The sequence below is a fragment of the Stenotrophomonas oahuensis genome (assembly GCF_031834595.1).
Classification (GTDB): Bacteria; Pseudomonadota; Gammaproteobacteria; order Xanthomonadales; family Xanthomonadaceae; genus Stenotrophomonas; species Stenotrophomonas oahuensis.
Genome location: NZ_CP115541.1, coordinates 3,208,223 through 3,226,286, shown reverse-complemented (window position 1 = coordinate 3,226,286; position 18,064 = coordinate 3,208,223). Strand labels below are relative to the sequence as shown.

Sequence of the window (18,064 nt, the reverse complement as noted above, 5' to 3'; positions counted from 1 at the left end):
GTCAATCCAATCGCTTCCGGAACCGCGTGATCGCCACCACCATCATCACCACGATGAAGGCCAGCAGCGCCAGCACCTCCGGCCACAGCTCCCACCAGCGAGCGCCGCGCAGCATGATGCCGCGCACGAGCCGCAGGAAATGCGTCAACGGCAGGATCTCGGCCAGCCACTGCACCACCCGCGGCATGCCGGCGAACGGGAACATGAAGCCCGACAGCAGGATCGACGGCAGGAACACGAACATCGTCATCTGCATGGCCTGGAACTGCGACCGGGCCTTGGTCGAAATCAACAACCCCAAGGCCAGGTTGGCGAGAATCAGCAGCATCGCCACCAGGTAGACGTCCAGCACGCTGCCACGCACCGGCACCTGGAACAGCCACAAACCCAGCACCAGCACCAGGCTGGTCTGTATCAGACCAATCACTGCGTACGGCAGCACCTTGCCGATCATCAGTTCGCTGCTGCTCAACGGCGTGGCAATCAACAGCTCCATGTTGCCGCGCTCACGTTCACGCACGATGGCCACTGCAGTGAACATCACCATGGTCATCGTCAGGATGATGCCGATCAGGCCGGGCACGATGTTCACAGCCGAACGTCGCTGCGGGTTGTAGAACGCCACCACGCTCACCTGCCCCGCTGCCGCGGTGCTGCCTGCACGCAGCGGGCGGTCGTTGCGCACCGGCACGCCGTCCAGCGGCACCTGCGCGAGCTGCACCGCCGCGCTCTGCACCACCGTATCGCTGCCATCCACCAGCACCTGGACCGCTTCGCGACCTTCAAAACGGCGGCGCTCAAAATCCGCCGGCACCACCACGCCGACACTGATCCTGCCTTGCCTCAACGCCTGCATCAGCTCCTCGGGCGTGTCCACCTGCAGGACCGGACGGATCACGCCGGTTGCGACCATGTCCATCACCAGCGCGCGCGAGGCGCTGGTCCGCGCCTGGTCGGCAATGCCCGCGTCCAGGTTGCGCAGGTTGAGGTTGATGGCGTAACCGAACAACACCAGCTGCATCACCGGAATACCCACGATCATGGCCAGGGTGACCCGATCGCGGCGCATCTGCCGCAGCTCCTTGATCACCACTGCCCATAACCGGCGCAGGTTCATGCGGTCTCCTCGCCGGCAGGCTCTCGACCACGCGTAGCAGACACGAACACGTCCTCCAGATTGGGCGTGCTGGCGACCACCTCCGCTTGCAACCCGGCGCTGTACAGCGCCTGCTGCACGGCCGCCTCCCCCTCGCTGCCCGTGTCCAGAAGCACGCGCAGGCTGTTGCCGATCTGCGCCACGCTCAGCACGCCCGCCACATGGGCCAGTGCCCGCTGTGCCTGTCGCGGCTGATCGGCCTGCACTTCCAGTGTGCGTCCGCGCAGTGCGCCGGTGAGCTCGGCGGGCGTCCCATCGGCGACCAGCGCGCCCTGGTCCAGAATGGCAAGGCGATGGCAACGCTCGGCTTCATCCATGTAGTGGGTGGACACCAGCAACGTGGTGCCGGCATCCGCCAGATCGAACAGCTTCTCCCAGAAATCGCGCCGCGATTCGGGGTCGACCGCACTGGTGGGCTCGTCGAGAAACAGCAGTTCCGGCTGGTGAATCACCGCGCCGGCCAGGGCCAGACGCTGTTTCTGCCCGCCGCTCATGGTGCCGGCCAACTGCTTCTGGCGGTCCTGGAAGTGGTAATGCTCGATCAGCTCATCAATGCGCTTACGCGCCTGGGCCCGCGGCAGGTTCTGCACCGCCGCCAGGAACTCCAGGTTCTCGCGCACGCTGAGGTCCTCGAACAACGAGAACCGCTGGGTCATGTAACCGATGCGCTGGCGCAGCGCCTCGGCCTGCTCGGGAATGCGCAGGCCCAGCACCTCGATCTCCCCTTCGGTGGGGGTTAGCAGCCCGCACAGCATGCGGATGGTGGTGGATTTGCCCGACCCGTTCGGACCCAGAAAGCCGTACACATTGGCCCGCGGCACCTGCAGATCGACGTGGTCCACGGCCGCCAATGCGCCAAAGCGCTTGGTCAGCCCGCGCGCCTGGATGGCCAGATCGTTCAAAACGTAACCCGCACCGGGACACCGGCCGGAAGATCCGCCAACGCGGCCGCGTCACCCGCCGGCTCCAGCTCGATTTCGGCCAGCCAGCTCAAGCGCGAAGCGTCGTCGCCGCTTAGCGCGTAGTAAGGATTGAAGCCCGGGTCGCTGCGGATGCTGCGCACCCGCGCGCGGAGTGCACCTTCGCGCCCCTGCAGCGTGACCTGGGCGGATTGACCGACCCTGACCTTCAGTCGCAGCGGCTCCGGCAGATAGACACGCGCGTAGGGATGATCGCCGACCAGCATGACCACCAGCGGTGCTCCCACCGGCGCCTGGTCGCCCTGCCGGTACGGCAACGCGTCGATGCGGCCAGCGCGCGGGGCCACCAGCCCCAGTTTGTCCAGCGTGACCACCTGCGCGGCCACCTGTGCCTGGGCGGCCTGCAGCGCAGCCTGCCCTTGGCCGACCTGTTCAATCCGGGTGCCATGTTCCAGCGCCAGCAGCGCCTGTTCGGCCGCGCGTACGGTTCCCTGCGCATTGCCAGCCGCCGCACGGGCACGGTCAACGTCGGCAGCGGCCACCAGTTGCTGTCGGCCCAGCGGCTGCAGACGTGCAAGATAGGCGGTGGCATCGGCGGCCTGCGCCCGCGCCGCCGCCAGCGTGGCCCGCGCCTGCTCGATGTCTTCGCGGCGAGGACCGTGCTCGAGCTCCAGCAGCGCCTGCCCGGCCTGGGACGTCTGCGCCTGCAACGCTGCCAGCTGGGCGGCGGTGCGCGTTGTCTCCAGTTGCATCAACGGCGCCCCCGCCGCGACCTGCTGGCCTTCTCGGACCTGGATCGAGGCAATGGCTTCAGCGGCCGGGGCCGGCACGGTAATGCGATCCCACTCCAGGGTACCCAGTGCCGCCTCCGGGTCGCGGCTGCAGCCTGCCAACATCACGAGCGCCACAAGCAGGAGGGTTTGCCCCGGCCTGAGGATGATCCCAATTCGACTGCACACTGCGGACATCGGCACGACTCCGTCAGGCAGAACGCGCGGCACTGCGCGCTGGTCATGAAATGATCACCCACCCGCAGGCATTGCGGCAACTGGCGTGCACGCGGTTATCCACATGTTTCTCCCGCAGCCGCTCACAGTGCATGTGGAAAACCCACTCCAGCTTGACGCTTTTTTGACCACGCCTTCATCTACCTTGCGGCACTAGGGCTGCAGCCAGCTATCCACAGGTTGCTGCACCGCCCTTGCACAACGGCTGTGGAGAACACGCGGCTGCCGGGAAACGCGCTACCCTGTCACTCCTTTCCTGATCCTGCGGCACCGTCACTGCGTGCCGCCGCATGCAATGACCGCACTGGCACACCGCGACTTCACCCTGGCCCCGGAAGACAACGAACGCCTGGCCAACCTGGCTGGCCCCTTCGATGAACACCTGCGCCAGATCGAACTCAAGCTCGGCGTCGAAATCGCCAATCGCGGCCACGTGTTCCGCATCAGCGGACCCAAGGCGGTGGTCGCCGAAGCACAGAAGCTGATTGAAGCGCTGTACGAAGAAGCGGGCGACACCGTGTTCGACAGCCACGCCATCCACCTGCGCCTGAACCAGGCCAATGTGGAGCACGTGGCCGAGCGCGCGTACGAGGCGCAGGAGGTCAGCATCAAGGTCAAGCGCGGCACGGTGCGTGGGCGCGGTGCCAACCAGGCCCGCTACCTGCACCAGATAACGACCCACGACATCAATTTCGGCATCGGCCCGGCCGGTACCGGCAAGACCTTCCTGGCCGTGGCCAGCGCGGTCGAGGCGCTCAACGAGTCGCGCGTGCAGCGCCTGATCCTGGTGCGCCCGGCGGTGGAAGCCGGCGAGAAACTGGGCTTCCTGCCCGGCGACCTTACCCAGAAGGTCGACCCTTATCTGCGCCCGCTGTACGACGCCCTGTATGAAATGCTGGGCGTGGAAAAGGTGGTCAAGCTGCTGGAAAAAAACGTCATCGAGATCGCGCCACTGGCCTACATGCGCGGCCGCACGCTCAACGATGCCTACGTGATCCTGGACGAGGCGCAGAACACCACCATCGAACAGATGAAGATGTTCCTGACCCGCCTCGGCTTCGGCTCCACTGCCGTGGTCACCGGTGACCTGACCCAGACCGACCTGCCCAAACACGTCAAGTCCGGCCTGCGCGACGCCATTGAAGTACTGCGTGACGTGGAAGGGGTGAGCTTCACCTTCTTCGAGGCCCGCGACGTGGTCCGCCACCCGCTGGTGGCACGGATCGTCAGTGCGTACGACCGCCGTGACCTGCAGCAGGTCAAACCCGACGCGTGATGGCGGCGGCGGGGCGCACGCGACATTACGTGCGCAGGATGATGGCGTTGACACGCATGGCGTGTCCGCGAACGCAGGATCGTTGCGTTGACACGCATGGCGTGTCACTACGACCCTTGGTCGGGCGACCTGTTTGGTCGGGCGACCTGTAGTGACGCGCCATGCGCGTCAACGGGGCCTCGCGGCGCGGCGCGGTTAGCGCGATACTGTTTCCCTTATTGCAGATTTACCGGAATTGTCATGACCAAGGGCCCCGTCCGCCTCGATGTCGCCGTCAGCTATGCCCTGCCCCGCACCGGCCTGCCGGCGGCGGTGAGCTTCCGCAAATGGGTGGCGGCGGCGCTGAAAGGCCGCATCCGCGAGGCCGACCTGGCCATCCGCGTGGTGGACGCCAAGGAAGGTCAGTCACTGAACCGGCACTACCGGGGCAAGGACTACGCCACCAACGTGCTCAGCTTCCCGGCCGAGGTGCCTGAAGGCCTGCCGAAGGGGGTGAAATTCCCGCTGCTGGGCGATCTGGTGATCTGTGCCCCGGTGGTGGCCCGCGAAGCCGACGAACAGTCCAAAGCCCTCAATGCCCACTACGCGCACCTGACCGTGCATGGCGTGCTGCACCTGCTGGGCTGGGACCATGAGGACGACAAGGAAGCCGAGGCCATGGAGCAGCTGGAACGCGAGATCCTGGCCGACCTGGGCATTTCCGACCCTTATGCCGGCGAACGCTGAGCCCGAACGGACCTTCCCGATGACCCTGCTCCGCGTTGCCTGCCTCACCCTTGCTGCCCTGCTGCCCCTGACCAGCATGGCCGCCCCCGCGCCTGCCAAGTTGGACCTGCCGGCGCTGATCGAATGCCGCCAGCGCGTGGCCGACTACGACGCCGTTACCGCGGTGGTGGCCGACCCGCTCAAGGCCGTGGCCAACGGCCTTCAGCCGCTGGAACAGCGCAACCAGTTCATGGCCGAGTACCGCCTGGCCAGCCCGATCACCGTGTTCGGCCAGCGCGCCGAGTACATCACCGTGTCCGGGGCCAGCATCATGGCCATCCTGGACGTGGCCGACCCGCGCCCGCTGGCCAAAGGCCTGAAGCTGGAAGACGGCGTGGACAACCCCGACAAGTTCATGGCCGGCCGCGAGGTGGTGGCCCGCGACGTCACCGACCCGCGCACCGGCGAGCCGATGATCGAGTCGATCATCCTCAGCGTATCCACGGTCCAGAGCCACCCGGGCAAGACCCTGGCCGGCTGCACCTACAGCCTGGACCTGCCGGCCGAGGAGGAGGAGGAGGAGGAGGAACCCGCCGCCGACGCGCCCCTGCCCCCGTCCGTGAATACGCCAGACGGCGGCCGCTGACAGCGCCTCACATCCTGCTAGACTGGCCCCAACGCCCGGTTCGCCGGGTGCCTTTTTTCCAGAGATGTCAGAAGACGACAGTAGTGGCTCCCAGACGGAGCAGAACGAGAAGAAGCGCAGCTGGCTGGAACGCCTGACCTCTGCCTTCTCCGGCGAACCCCACACCCGTGACGAACTGGTGGCGGTGTTGCACACCGCGAACGAAGACGGCCTGATCGCCGCCGACACCCTGCGCATGATGGAAGGGGCCATTTCGGTCGCCGAACTCACCGTGGGCGACGTGATGATCTCGCGCTCGCAGATGGTGTCGCTGCCGGTGCAGGCCCCCTTCCTGGAACTGATGAAGCAGGTGGTCGAATCCGGCCATTCGCGCTTCCCGGTGCACGGCGACAACAAGGACGAGATCCTCGGCATCCTGCTGGCTAAGGACCTGCTGCGTGGCGTGGTGGCCGACAACGGGCCGGCCAATGTGCGCGAACTGCTGCGCCCGGCGGTGCTGATCCCCGAGGCCAAGAAGCTCAATGTGCTGCTGAAGGAATTCCGCCTGTCGCGCAACCACATGGCCATCGTGGTTGACGAGTACGGCGGTGTCGCCGGCCTGGTCACCATCGAGGACGTGCTGGAACAGATCGTTGGTGAGATCGACGACGAGCACGATGAAGCCGAAGACCACACCGCGCAGATCGCCATCCAGGCCGACGGCCAGTACGTGGTGGACGCGCTGACGCCGATCGGCGATTTCAACGAACGCTTCGGGGCCAGCTTCGCCGACGACGACTACGACACCATCGGTGGCCTGGTTACGGAGGCTATCGGCCACCTGCCCGAAACAGGCGACGAATTGACCCTGGACCGTTTCGTGTTCCGGGTCGCACGCGCCGATGCCCGCCGCGTGCAGGCATTCCATGTAACCGTGCTGCCACCTGACAGCACCGACGACGGTTGAACCACGCCATGCGGCCTCTGCTGATGCGGTGGCCGCTGTGCCGCCTGTTGTTCCTGTTGATGCTGGGCACCCTGTCCAGCCTGCCGATGGCAGCGCTGGCGCAGGAATCGGCTCCTGCACCTGCCGCCGAAGCGCCCGCCGTCGAGCCCCCTGCTCCGCGCATCGGCATTGTCACCATGCAGCCAGGCTCGATTTTCTTCGAGCGCTTCGGGCATGACGCCATCGTGGTCGAGGATCCGGTCAGCGGACGGGCGATCTCGTACAACTTCGGCTACTTCGATCCGTCCGAGCAGGACTTCATCGGCCGCTTCATCCGCGGCGACATGATGTATTACCTGGTGGCGCTGCCGCTGGAACAGGACCTGTCGTACTACGCGGAAACCGGCCGCGGGGCCAACCTGCAATGGCTCGACCTGAGCCCGGAGCAGGCCCGCACCCTGGCCGCTTCGCTGGCCGAGCGGGCCAAGCCGGAAAATGCGCGCTACCGCTACGACTACTACACCGCCAACTGCGCCACCATGGTGCGCGACACGATCGACGAGGCACTGGGCGGCGGACTGCATGCTCAGTTGTCCGGGCGCTCGCGTGGGAACACCTATCGCAGCGAGTCGGTGCGGCTGGCCTCGCCGGCCCCGTGGATGTGGCTGGGCTTCGACGTCGGCCTGGGGCCGTATGCCGACCAGCCGCTTTCGCGCTGGCAGGAAGCCTTCGTGCCGATGCGCCTGGCCGACGCCCTGCGCCAGGTGAAAAACAGCGAAGGACGTCCGCTGGTGCAGGCCGAACAGGAACTGCTGCCGCACCGGATTGCCCCGGAGCCGGCCGAGTTTGCCCGGCGCTGGTGGCCGTGGCTGCTGTGCGGGCTGGTGCTGGCGGGCGGCGTGATCGCGCTGCGCCATCGCCGGCGCGTGCTCGGCGGGCTTGCCCTGCCGTTGTGGCTGCTGTGCGGCATCGCCGGCGGGCTGCTGACCTTCCTGTGGGGCTTCAGCGCGCACCACGCCGCCTGGGCCAACCGCAACCTGCTGCAGCTGTCGCCGCTGTGCCTGCTGCTGCTGCCGGGTGCGATCACCCTGCTGCGCGGGCACACGCCGCGCGCATGGTTCCGTGTGCTGCTGTGGAGCGTCGCGGTGCTGTCCGGCCTGGGCCTGGTGCTGCATTGGTTGACCCTGCAGCCGCAGATCAACCTGCAGTGGATCGTACTGCTGCTGCCGGTGCACGTTGCGCTGGCCTGGGTGCTGGGCCGCCGTGACCCGTCCGTCACGGCCGGCTGACGCACCATGACGGCCATGGAACATAAAGATTCGAGCAACCCTGCCTGCGTCATCAACTGCGTTCATTACGACGACCAGGGTAAGCGCCATGACATCGCGCTGGACGCGATCAGTGATGTGATCGCCAGCGGCAACGGCTTCGTCTGGGTCGGTCTGTACGACCCGGCCGACGCGGTGCTGCTGAAGCTGCAGGAGGAATTCGGCCTGCATGACCTGGCCATCGACGACGCCCGTAATGCCCACCAGCGCCCCAAGGTGGAGGCGTACGGCAACTCGCTTTTCGTGGTGGTGACCACCGCGCAGAGCGTGCAGGACCGCATCGAGTATGGCGAAACCCATGCCTTCCTCGGGCCGCGCTTCCTGGTCACGGTGCGGCATGGGGCCTCGCTGTCGTACGCGCCCGTGCGTGCGCGGGTGGAGCGCGAGCCGCAGCTGCTGAAAATGGGACCGTCGTACTGCCTGTATGCGGTGATGGACTTCGTGGTCGACAACTACCTGCCCATCACCATCGGCTACCGCGACACGCTGGATGCACTGGAAAAAGACATCTTCGCCGAGAACTACAAGCGCACCACGGTGATGCGCCTGTATGAACTGAAGCGCCAGCTCAACAAGATGCGCATGGCCGTGGCCCCGCTGCAGGATGTCCTGGCCCAGCTGCGCCGCTACCCCGGCGACCTGATTCCCGACGAGGTCAAGCTGTACATCCGCGATGTGCATGACCATGCGGTGCGGATCAGCGATGTGATCGATACCCTGCGCGAGATGCTGGGCACCGCGTTGAGCGTGAACCTGTCGCTGGTCACCCTGGCACAGGGCGAAACGGTGAAGCGGCTGGGTGCCTGGGCGGCACTGCTGGCGGCACCGACCCTGATCACCAGCTGGTACGGGATGAACTTCGCGCACATGCCCGAGCTGGACAAGCCATGGGCATATCCAGCGATGATTGTGGGCGTGGGCGCGGTGTGTGTCGGGTTGTACCGGTTGTTCAAGCGCGCGCGGTGGTTGTGACCGGCGTACCGACCAACGGCGGTACCTACCCGCGCGTACCGACCAACGGTCGGTACCTACCCCGGTAGGTCACGACCGTTGGTCGTGACATCCGTCAGGCCACGTACACCGTCTTGATGTTCATGAACTCATGAATACCGTGGTCGGCCAGCTCGCGCCCGAACCCGGAGCGCTTGCTGCCCCCGAACGGCAACCGCACATCGCTTTTGACGATCGCATTGACGAACGCCGCGCCGCATTCCAGCCGCTTGGCCATCGCTTCGCCGCGCACCGGGTCGCCTGACCATACGCTGCCGCCCAATCCAAACGTGGTGTCATTGGCCACCCGCAGTGCCTCGTCCTCATCGCGCACACGCAGGATCGCCGCCACCGGCCCGAACAGTTCTTCCTCGTACGCCGGCATGCCCGGCACCACGAGGTCGAGGATCGTGGCCGGGTAGCCGGCGTGCGTCCCCGCCACCGGCTCGCCGCCCAGCAACAGCTTCGCCCCCTTGGCGATGCTGGACTGCACCTGCTTGTGCAGCTCCTCGCGCAGGTCGGCCCGCGCCATCGGAGCCAGCGTGGTCTTCTCGTCCTGCGGGTCGCCATACACACGCTGCGCAGCGGCAGCCACGAATTTCTCGACAAACGCATCAGCAATGGCGTCCACCACGATGAAACGCTTGGCCGCGATGCAGGTCTGGCCGCTGTTGTCGAAACGCGACTTCACTGCGGCTGCAACGGCTTTTTCGAGGTCCGCGTCATCCAGCACCACGAAGGCATCACTGCCGCCCAGCTCCATCACGCACTTCTTCAGCTGGTCGCCGGCATTGGCCGCGATCGAGCGCCCTGCCCGCTCGCTGCCGGTGAGCGTGACCGCCTTCACCCGTTTGTCGCGCAGCACCTCGGCAGCCTGCTCGTTGTTGATGTGCAGCACATCGAACACGCCCTCCGGAAGCCCACCATCACGGCACACGGCCAGGATCAGATCGGCGCACTGCGGCACGTTGCTGGCGTGCTTGAGCACGGCCACGTTGCCGGCCATGAACGCCGGTGCCAGGAAGCGGAACACCTGCCAGATCGGAAAATTCCACGGCATCACCGCGAACACGCAGCCGATCGGTTCGTAGCGCACATAGCTGCGCTGGGCTTCGGTGTCGATCAGCTGCGGCTTCAGGTAGTCGGCGGCATGGTCGGCGTAGTAATCGCAGGCCTGCGCGCATTTTTCCACTTCGGCCAGCGCCTCGACCTTGAGCTTGCCCATTTCGGAGGTCATCGCCCGCTGGAGGTCATCCTTGCGTGTGCGCAGCTGTGCGGCGATGGCGCGCAGCACACTGCCGCGCTCCTGCAGCGAGCTTGCCGCCCACAGTGGGAAGGCGGTAGCGGCTGCGGCCAGGCGCTGTTCCACTTCGTCGGCGGGAAGCAGCTCGTGGCGGTAGACGACCAGGCCGGTGGCGGGGTTGACGATCTCGACGGTCATTGGGGAACTCCGGAAGGCAGGCGGTCATTGTGCGCCGCTCTCCGTGAGTCGGATGTGGCCGGTGCCGGCGGTGAACGCTCGATGCCCGCCCGGTCTGGTCTGGCGGTGAAACACGTAGAGCCGGGCTTGCCCGGCTGCCTTCTGCGCGCCAACAGCAGCCGGGCAAGCCCGGCTCTACGGGTCCAAGTGATTGGCGGCCGGGTAGCACCTTCCCACGGGTCCACGTCATACGCGGCCGGGCAGAACGTGCCGCGGATGGAGCGCAGGCTTTACCCCTTCTGCGCCAGCTGCATGTCCCTCTGGCGGCGCTTCTCGCTGCGTGCGGTGATGAACCAGCCCACCACCGCCGCAATCGACACCGCCAGCACCATCAGCGTGGCCAAGGCATTGATCTCCGGCTTGATGCCCATGCGCACCGAAGCGAACACCTTCATCGGCAGCGTGGTCGAATTCGGTCCGGCGACAAAGCTGGCTATCACCACGTCGTCCAGCGACAAGGTGAATGCCAGCAGCCAGCCGGCCACCAGCGCCGGGGCGATGATCGGCAGGGTGATCTGGAAGAACACCTTCAGCCGGCTCGCGCCCAGGTCCATCGCCGCCTCTTCCAGCGACCGGTCCAGTTCCCGCAGCCGCGAGGACACGACCACAGTGACGAAAGACAGGGTGAAGGTCACGTGCGCAATCCAGATGCTGGCCACGCCTCGGCTCGGGAAGCCGGGAATGCCACCCATCGCCACCAGCAGGGTCATCAACGAAAAGCCCAGGATCACTTCCGGCATTACCAGCGGCGCGGTGATCAGGGCACCGAACACGGTCTTGCCAGGGAAGCGCTGGAAGCGGGTCATCACCATCGCCGCCATCGTCCCCAGCACGGTGGCGGCGGTGGCGGTCCAGAACGCCACCTTCAAGCTGACCCACAGCGCATCCAGAATCTGCCGGTTGTTGAACAGCTCACCGTACCAGCGCGTGGAAAAGCCCGCCCACACCGTGGCCAGCTTGGAGGAATTGAAGGAATAGATCATCAACAGCAGGATCGGCAGGTACAGGAAGCCGAAGCCCAGGACCAGCACCGACCACCCCAGCCAGCGGTTGCTGCGCACCATGCTCATGACAGCTTCCCTTCCAGCTCGCGCTGCTGCACCCGGTTGAACAGCAGGATCGGCACCATCAGCAGCAACAACATCACCACCGCAACCGCTGAAGCGGTGGGCCAGTCGCGGTTGTTGAAGAACTCGCCCCACAGCACCCGGCCGATCATCAGCGTATCCGGCCCGCCCAGCATTTCCGGAATCACGAATTCGCCGACCGCTGGAATCATCACGAGCATGCAGCCGGCAATGATGCCACCCCGTGACAGCGGCAGCGTGATCTTCAGGAACGCCTGCCAGGGTTTTGCACCCAGGTCATACGCGGCCTCCAGCAGACGATGATCCAGCTTGACCAGATTGGCGTACAGCGGCAGCACCATGAACGGCAGATAGCAGTACACGATGCCGATGTAGGCGGCGGTGGGGGTGTACAGCAGATTCAGCGGCGCATCGGTGATGCCGATCTTCTGCAGCAGCTGGTCCAGCAGACCGTTGCGGTCGAGGATGCCGATCCAGGCATACACCCGGATCAGGAACGAGGTCCACGACGGCAGCACCACCAGCATCATCGCCACATTGCGCGCGGCCGGTGACATCCGCGAAATCACATAGGCCATGGGATAGCCGATCAGCAGCGTCAGCAGCGTGGCGATCACCGCGATCTTGATCGAGCTCAGATAGGCCACCACGTACTGGCTGTCCTTCACCAGCGCAACATAGCTGCCCAGATTGAGCTTGAGCGAGAATGCCCCGTCCACGTACTCCAGCAGCCAGGTGTACGGCGGCGAGCCGACCTGGGTGCGGGCGAAGGAAATCATCAGGATGATCGCGAACGGCACCGCGAAGAACAGCAGCAGCCACAGGTAGGGCGCGGCGATCACCGCACTGCGGGTGCCTGGCAGCCAGCGCTTGAGCCCGGTGGCGTTCATGCGGTCAGCACCACGCCGTCGTTGTCGCGCCAGTGCACCCACACCGCGTCGCCCCAGGTCAGGCCATCGCTGGCCCAGCGCTGCGAGTTGGCGAAGTTGGACAGCACTTTGGCTCCGCTGGGCAGGCGCACGTGGTAGACCGAGTGGCTGCCGAAATAGGCGATGTCCTCAATCACGCCCTGGGCCTTGTTGGTCGCGCCTTCCGGTTCGTCCTTGCCGATCATCACCTTCTCCGGGCGCAGCGCGAACGCCACTTCCTGGCCTTCGTAGCAGGTGATGCCGTGGGCCACGTAGATCGGAGCCGGGAACAGCGGCGTGCGCACGGTGACATACTCGGGAAGATCCTCGTCGATCACGCCCTCGAACAGATTCACCGAGCCGATGAAGCCGGCGACGAAACGATTCGCCGGCTGCTCGTAGATTTCATCGGGCTTGCCGACCTGCTGGATCCAGCCGGCGTCCATCACCGCGATGCGGGTGGCCATGGTCATGGCCTCTTCCTGGTCGTGGGTGACCATCACGCAGGTCACGCCCGAATTTTCAATGATCGAGACAAGCTCCAACTGCATCTGCGAGCGGAGCTTCTTGTCCAGCGCACCCATCGGCTCGTCCAGCAACAGCAGCTTCGGCCCCTTGGCCAGCGAACGGGCCAGCGCCACGCGTTGCTGCTGGCCGCCGGACAGCTGGTGCGGCTTGCGCTTGGCCAGCTTGCCCAGCTGCACCAGGTCCAGCATCTCGCCAACCCGCTTGCGGATGGCGTCACGGGCCAGGCCGTCCTGCTTCAGACCGAAGGCGATGTTCTGCTCCACCGTCATGTGCGGGAACAAGGCGTACGACTGGAACATCATGTTGATCGGCCGCTGGTACGGCGGCAACGCGTTGATGCGCTGCCCGTCGAGGTCGATACTGCCGGCGGTAGGGGTTTCAAAACCGCCCAGGCAGCGCAGCAGGGTCGATTTGCCGCTGCCCGAGCCGCCCAGCAGGGCGAAGATCTCGCCCTTGCGGACGTCCAGGTTGACGTCGTCGAGGGCCAGGAAGCCGTCGAATTCCTTGCGCAGCGCGCGAATGGACAGATAACCCGGCTCCAGGACCGGGATGACCTCGCCTTCCGGCTTGGCTTCAAAGGACATGGGCAGCAGCTCCAGGCGCGGCTACGGGACGTGGGCAGCCCATTCTAGCGGCCCCGGGCGGCCGGGGGGATGACGGAACCGGCTGGTTGGGCGGGCGGTTGAGCCGACCTGCGGTCTGGCCACGTCCCCGGATGCCCGGGATGCCCGAAATGGCGGGATGCCCGGGATGCCGGTAGGGTCGCACGACAGTCGACCGCCGATGTCGGTCGGTACTGCTTTGGGGCATGAACTCGGAACGAAGGCGGCGTTCCATTCAATGGTCATGCGTTACCGGGCCTTGATCGTTTCATGGCGGTCGTCTGTCGACCGACCCTACCCGCGAGTAGTTCCGCGAACGGATGCCAGTCAACGCCATCTGTCGAAGGATTGGCGGCCAACGTAGTGCCGCAAACGATCACCGAAGATCGCAGATTCGCGTTCAACGCAAAGGCCCATGGAACAGCGCTCCATGGGCCCCTCAGCCTCAACGCCCGGTCTTCACGTCGTTCCACAGACGGGTGTACAGCTTGTCCACGTCCGGCGGATTGACCGAATAGGTGAACATCTTCGCGGCCACGTCGGCCGGCGGGTAGATGGTGGGGTCGTTGCGGATCGCCTCGTCCACCAGCGGCGTGGCCGCGCTCACCGGGTTGGCATAGTGAATGAAATTGGTGTTGGCCGCGGCGACCTTCGGATCGAGCAGGTAGTTGATGAACGCGTAGGCCGCTTCCGGGTGCTTGGCATCCTTCGGAATGGCCAGCATGTCGAACCACTGCGGTGCGCCTTCCTTCGGAATCGAATAGGCCACGGTCACACCGTTGTCGGCCTCCTCGGCACGGTCACGCGCCTGGATGATGTCGCCCGACCAGCCCACCACCAGGCAGGTACCACCGTTGGCCAGCGAGCCCACGTACTGCGAGGAGTGGAACTGCTGTACGTACGGACGGATGCTCTTGAGCAGGTCAGCCGCCTTCTGGATCACTGCCGGGTCGTGGCTGTGCGGATCTTCGCCCAGGTAATGCAGCGCGACCGGAATCATGTCCGCCGGCGTGTCGAGGATGGTGATCCCGCAGTCCTTCATCTTGGCGATGTTTTCAGGCTTGAAGATCAGATCCCAGCTGTTGGCGATCTCGGTGCTGCCACCGAAACGCTCCTTCAGCATGTCCACGTTGTAACCGATGCCGGTGGTGCCGATCATGTACGGCACGCCGTACTTGTTGTCCGGATCCTGCTGCGCGATGCGCTTCATCATGTCCGGATCAAGATTGGCCAGGTTCGGGATTTTGCTCTTGTCCAGCGGCAGGAACACGCCGGCCTGGATCTGGCGACCGAAGAAGTTCAGCGTCGGCACGACCACGTCGTAGCCGCTGTCACCGGCCAGCAGCTTGGTTTCCACCATCTCGTCGCTGTCGAACACGTCGTAGGTCACCTTGATGCCGGTGGCCTTCTCGAAGTTCGGAATGGTGTCTTCGGCGATGTAATCGCTGTAGTTGTAGACATTGAGCACCTTGCTGTCTTCCTGTTTGGCACCGCCACCGCAGGCGCTGAGCAGGGAAACGGCAATGCCGAGGGTCAGGATTCGCAGCTTCATCGGGGTCTCCACGGGTCGAAGCAAAGTGGGGGAACCGGGTGGACCGGCAGGAACGGGGTCAGCCTAACGGCCAAGTACGCATTTTCCCAGCCCGGAGGGCCGGCGGCTACACATTCAGCAGCAGAAACTCGCGCTCCCAGGAGCTGATCACCCGGAAGAAGGTCTCGTATTCCTTGCGCTTGACCGACACGTAGGCGCGGCAGAAGCGTTCGCCCAGCATCTGCCGCAGGGCAGGACAGCCTTCCAGCCCGTCCAGCGCCTCGCCCAGCGAGCGCGGCAGGTCGTAGCCCAGCTCCTTGGCGCTACCGCTGACCGGTGCCGTCGGCGCGCCCTGCTCGCGAATGCCGAGCAGGCCTGCGGCCAGCGTGGCGGCCATGGCCAGGTACGGGTTGGCGTCGGAACCGGCGAAGCGGCTTTCCACGCGCATGTTTTCCTGCGTGTCCATCGGCACACGCAGGCCGCAGGTGCGGTTGTCGAAGCCCCAGTGCACGTTGCTGGGGGACACTTCACCGAACACCAGGCGACGGTAGGAATTCACATTCGGCGCGAAGAACGCCATCGCCATCGGTACATACTTCTGCAGGCCGGCCAGATAGTGGCCGAAGATCGGACTGAACTCCTCGCCGCCCGCATCGCCACTGAACACATTGTGCCCATCGCTGATCCGCAGCAGGCTCTGGTGGATGTGCATGGCGCTGCCCGGCTCGGTTTCCATCGGCTTGGCCAGGAAGGTGGCGTACACGCCGTGGCGCATCGCAGCCTCACGCATGGTGCGCTTGAACAGGAATACCTGGTCGGCCAGGTCCATCGCATTGGCGTGAGTGAAATTGACTTCCAGCTGCGCCGCGCCGGATTCGTGGATCAGCGTGTCCACGTCCAGCTTCATTGCGTCGCAGTAGTCGTACATCAGGTCGAGGATCGGGTCGAACTCGTTGACCGCATCGATGGAGTACGACTGTCGTGCGGTTTCCGGGCGGCCCGAGCGCCCGGCCGGCGGCAGCAACGGGAAATCCGGGTCGGTGTTCTTCTGCACCAGGAAGAACTCCAGCTCCGGCGCGACCACCGGGCGCAGGCCCAGTTCGGCGTAGGCATCCAATACCCGCCGCAGCACGTTGCGCGGGGCCAGCTCGTGCGGCTCGCCGTGCTTGGTGTAGCAGTCATGGATGACCTGCGCGGTCGGGTCTGCAGCCCACGGCACCATGCGCACCGTATCCGGGTCCGGGCGCAGGATCATGTCCGAGTCCGACGGCGAGGTCAGCTCGTAATAATCGTCCGGGAATTCACCGGTGACGGTGGTGGCGAAAATACCCTCCGGCAGCCGCGTGCCGTAATCGTGCGAGAACTTGTCGGCCGGAATGATCTTGCCACGAGCATTGCCGGTGATATCCGGTACCAGGCACTCCACCTCGGTGATCCGCCGCTCCTTGAGCCAGCGCAGCAGCGCGCTCTCTTCCGGTGCCGGCGATGCGGCGGCGGTCCTGCGCGCGGTAGTGGCGGGTTTTCGCGGGCGCGGTCGGGTGGTCATGTCCGGCACGGTAACCCCGCCCGGGCGAGCCAGGCAAGCATCGCCGCGCTGACCTCCTCTTCGCGTCTGTTGCTGGCATGCTGTCGGCATGAGCCGCCCCCCTGCCCCCGCTGCATGACCCTGGCACGTCCCGCCGGGCAGCCACATGCGCCCAGCTGGTACGCCGCCAGCGTGCCGGAGGTGTCTTTGCGCCCTGCCCTGCGCGGCGACACCCAGGCCGATGTGTGCGTGCTGGGAGCCGGCTACACCGGGCTTTCCGCAGCGCTGTCGCTGGCCGAGCGCGGCTACCGGGTCACCGTGCTGGAGGCGCAGCGGGTGGGCTGGGGAGCCTCCGGGCGCAATGGCGGCCAGGCCATCGTGGGGTTCGGCTGTGAAGTGGACACGCTGGAACGGCTGGTCGGCAAGTTCAACGCGCGCGCCTTGTTCGACTATTCGCGCGAGGGCATGGCCCTGCTGCGCCGACGCCTGCAGCACTACCAGATCGCCTGCGACTGGCGCGATGGGCATGCCAGCGTACCGATCAATGGCCGCCAGGAGCGCGAACTGCGACGCGGCATGCAGCGGTTGGTGGAGCACTACGACTACCCGCTGCAATGGTGGGACCGGACGCAGCTGCGCGGGCAACTGGACAGCCCGCGCTATCGCGGGGCGATGTTCGATGTGGCCAGCGGTCATCTGCATCCGCTCGCCTACGCCCAAGGCCTGGCGCGGGCGGCGGAGAGTCTCGGCGTCGTCATTCACGAAGCCAGTCCCGTACAGCAACTGCTGCGCGAACCCCGCCCGCAACTGCGCACCGCCGACGGCAGCGTCCGTGCCGACCACGTGGTGATTGCCGGCAATGCACTGCTGGCTGGCATCGCACCGGAGCTGGAATCGCGGATCATGCCGGTGGGGACCTACATCGGCGCGACGCCGGTGCTGGGCGAGGAACGCGCACGTCGGCTGATCCGCAATGACATGGCCGTGGCCGATGTCAGCTGGGCGCTGGACTATTTCAAGTTGAGTGCCGACCACCGGTTGCTGTTTGGCGGACGCGCCAGCTATTCCGCCCTGCCCCCGCCCGGCCTGCGCGGGGTGATGACCCGACGCATGCATCATGTGTTCCCGCAGCTGAGAGACGTGGGCTTGGAACAGGTCTGGGGCGGCTTCGTCGACATCACCCGCAACCGCGCCCCGCATTGGGGCCGGTTGACCCCGAACGTGTACTTCGCCCAGGGTTTCTCCGGACATGGCGTGGCCGCCACGGGCCTGGCCGGCGAGGTGATCGCCGCAGCGATAGCCGGGCAGAATGAGCGTCTGGATGCCTTCGCGCGTATCCCGCACCGTCGCTTCCCGGGGGGACCACTGCTGCGCACGCCGCTGCTGGTTGCGGCAATGTCCTGGTACAAACTGCGTGATGTGTTGTGGTGACTTTGGAATGGGATGACA

Annotated in this window: 16 protein-coding genes; 7 read left to right on the top strand and 9 right to left on the bottom strand. The window is 65.7% G+C overall.

Annotated elements, in window-relative coordinates:
- Position 1: 1 nt before the first annotated feature.
- The 3 genes from PDM29_RS14340 to PDM29_RS14330 are packed head-to-tail and all read right to left on the bottom strand — an operon-like array spanning position 2 to position 2,972.
- Positions 2 to 1,117, bottom strand: a complete 1,116-nt coding sequence (locus PDM29_RS14340; RefSeq protein ID WP_311190770.1) for an ABC transporter permease — start codon at positions 1,115 to 1,117, stop codon at positions 2 to 4.
- Positions 1,114 to 2,043, bottom strand: coding sequence for an ABC transporter ATP-binding protein (locus tag PDM29_RS14335; protein ID WP_311193795.1), 930 nt, complete (start codon positions 2,041 to 2,043; stop codon positions 1,114 to 1,116). Before PDM29_RS14335 ends, PDM29_RS14340 begins: the two co-directional genes overlap by 4 nt.
- A gap of 11 nt (positions 2,044 to 2,054) precedes the next feature.
- Positions 2,055 to 2,972, bottom strand: a complete 918-nt coding sequence (locus tag PDM29_RS14330) for an HlyD family secretion protein (protein ID WP_311190769.1) — start codon at positions 2,970 to 2,972, stop codon at positions 2,055 to 2,057.
- 406 nt (positions 2,973 to 3,378) lie between these two features.
- Between PDM29_RS14330 and PDM29_RS14325 the strand changes: the two genes are divergently transcribed.
- The 6 genes from PDM29_RS14325 to PDM29_RS14300 all read left to right on the top strand — a co-directional run bounded on the left by PDM29_RS14325 (position 3,379) and on the right by PDM29_RS14300 (position 8,935).
- Positions 3,379 to 4,359 carry a PhoH family protein gene (locus PDM29_RS14325; RefSeq protein WP_311190768.1) on the top strand — a complete coding sequence of 327 codons (981 nt, stop codon included), beginning with the start codon at positions 3,379 to 3,381 and terminating at the stop codon, positions 4,357 to 4,359.
- 240 nt (positions 4,360 to 4,599) lie between these two features.
- The gene (gene ybeY / locus PDM29_RS14320; protein WP_311190767.1) at positions 4,600 to 5,085 is read left to right on the top strand and encodes an rRNA maturation RNase YbeY; all 486 of its coding nucleotides are present in this window, start codon (positions 4,600 to 4,602) and stop codon (positions 5,083 to 5,085) included.
- Between the two features lie 19 nt (positions 5,086 to 5,104).
- On the top strand, positions 5,105 to 5,710 hold the full coding sequence (locus PDM29_RS14315) for a hypothetical protein (RefSeq protein WP_311190766.1): 606 nt from the start codon (positions 5,105 to 5,107) through the stop codon (positions 5,708 to 5,710).
- Positions 5,711 to 5,774: 64 nt separating this feature from the next.
- Positions 5,775 to 6,656 carry a CorC family transporter gene (locus PDM29_RS14310; protein ID WP_311190765.1) on the top strand — a complete coding sequence of 294 codons (882 nt, stop codon included), beginning with the start codon at positions 5,775 to 5,777 and terminating at the stop codon, positions 6,654 to 6,656.
- A gap of 23 nt (positions 6,657 to 6,679) precedes the next feature.
- Complete coding sequence (locus PDM29_RS14305; protein ID WP_311193794.1) at positions 6,680 to 7,924, top strand: lipoprotein N-acyltransferase Lnb domain-containing protein; 1,245 nt, start codon at positions 6,680 to 6,682, stop codon at positions 7,922 to 7,924.
- Positions 7,925 to 7,939: 15 nt separating this feature from the next.
- Positions 7,940 to 8,935, top strand: coding sequence for a magnesium and cobalt transport protein CorA (locus tag PDM29_RS14300; RefSeq protein ID WP_311190764.1), 996 nt, complete (start codon positions 7,940 to 7,942; stop codon positions 8,933 to 8,935).
- 94 nt (positions 8,936 to 9,029) lie between these two features.
- Here the strand turns inward: PDM29_RS14300 and PDM29_RS14295 are convergent, their stop codons facing one another.
- The 6 genes from PDM29_RS14295 to PDM29_RS14270 form a co-directional block, all read right to left on the bottom strand.
- Positions 9,030 to 10,394 (bottom strand): NAD-dependent succinate-semialdehyde dehydrogenase, encoded by a 1,365-nt coding sequence (locus tag PDM29_RS14295; protein ID WP_311190763.1) that lies wholly within the window; start codon positions 10,392 to 10,394, stop codon positions 9,030 to 9,032.
- 269 nt (positions 10,395 to 10,663) lie between these two features.
- Positions 10,664 to 11,503 carry an ABC transporter permease subunit gene (locus PDM29_RS14290; protein ID WP_311190762.1) on the bottom strand — a complete coding sequence of 280 codons (840 nt, stop codon included), beginning with the start codon at positions 11,501 to 11,503 and terminating at the stop codon, positions 10,664 to 10,666.
- Positions 11,500 to 12,411 carry an ABC transporter permease subunit gene (locus PDM29_RS14285; RefSeq protein ID WP_311190761.1) on the bottom strand — a complete coding sequence of 304 codons (912 nt, stop codon included), beginning with the start codon at positions 12,409 to 12,411 and terminating at the stop codon, positions 11,500 to 11,502. Before PDM29_RS14285 ends, PDM29_RS14290 begins: the two co-directional genes overlap by 4 nt.
- A complete protein-coding gene (locus PDM29_RS14280; protein WP_311190760.1) occupies positions 12,408 to 13,541 on the bottom strand; it encodes an ABC transporter ATP-binding protein in 1,134 nt (377 codons plus the stop codon). The genes PDM29_RS14285 and PDM29_RS14280 overlap by 4 nt, the downstream gene beginning before the upstream one ends.
- Positions 13,542 to 14,004: 463 nt before the next feature.
- Complete coding sequence (locus PDM29_RS14275; RefSeq protein WP_311190759.1) at positions 14,005 to 15,111, bottom strand: polyamine ABC transporter substrate-binding protein; 1,107 nt, start codon at positions 15,109 to 15,111, stop codon at positions 14,005 to 14,007.
- A 106-nt stretch (positions 15,112 to 15,217) separates the two neighbouring features.
- On the bottom strand, positions 15,218 to 16,636 hold the full coding sequence (locus PDM29_RS14270; RefSeq protein ID WP_311190758.1) for a glutamine synthetase family protein: 1,419 nt from the start codon (positions 16,634 to 16,636) through the stop codon (positions 15,218 to 15,220).
- Positions 16,637 to 16,750: 114 nt separating this feature from the next.
- Here PDM29_RS14270 and PDM29_RS14265 point away from each other — a divergent pair, with 114 nt between their 5' ends.
- Positions 16,751 to 18,046, top strand: a complete 1,296-nt coding sequence (locus PDM29_RS14265; protein ID WP_311190757.1) for an NAD(P)/FAD-dependent oxidoreductase — start codon at positions 16,751 to 16,753, stop codon at positions 18,044 to 18,046.
- Positions 18,047 to 18,064 lie beyond the last annotated feature (18 nt).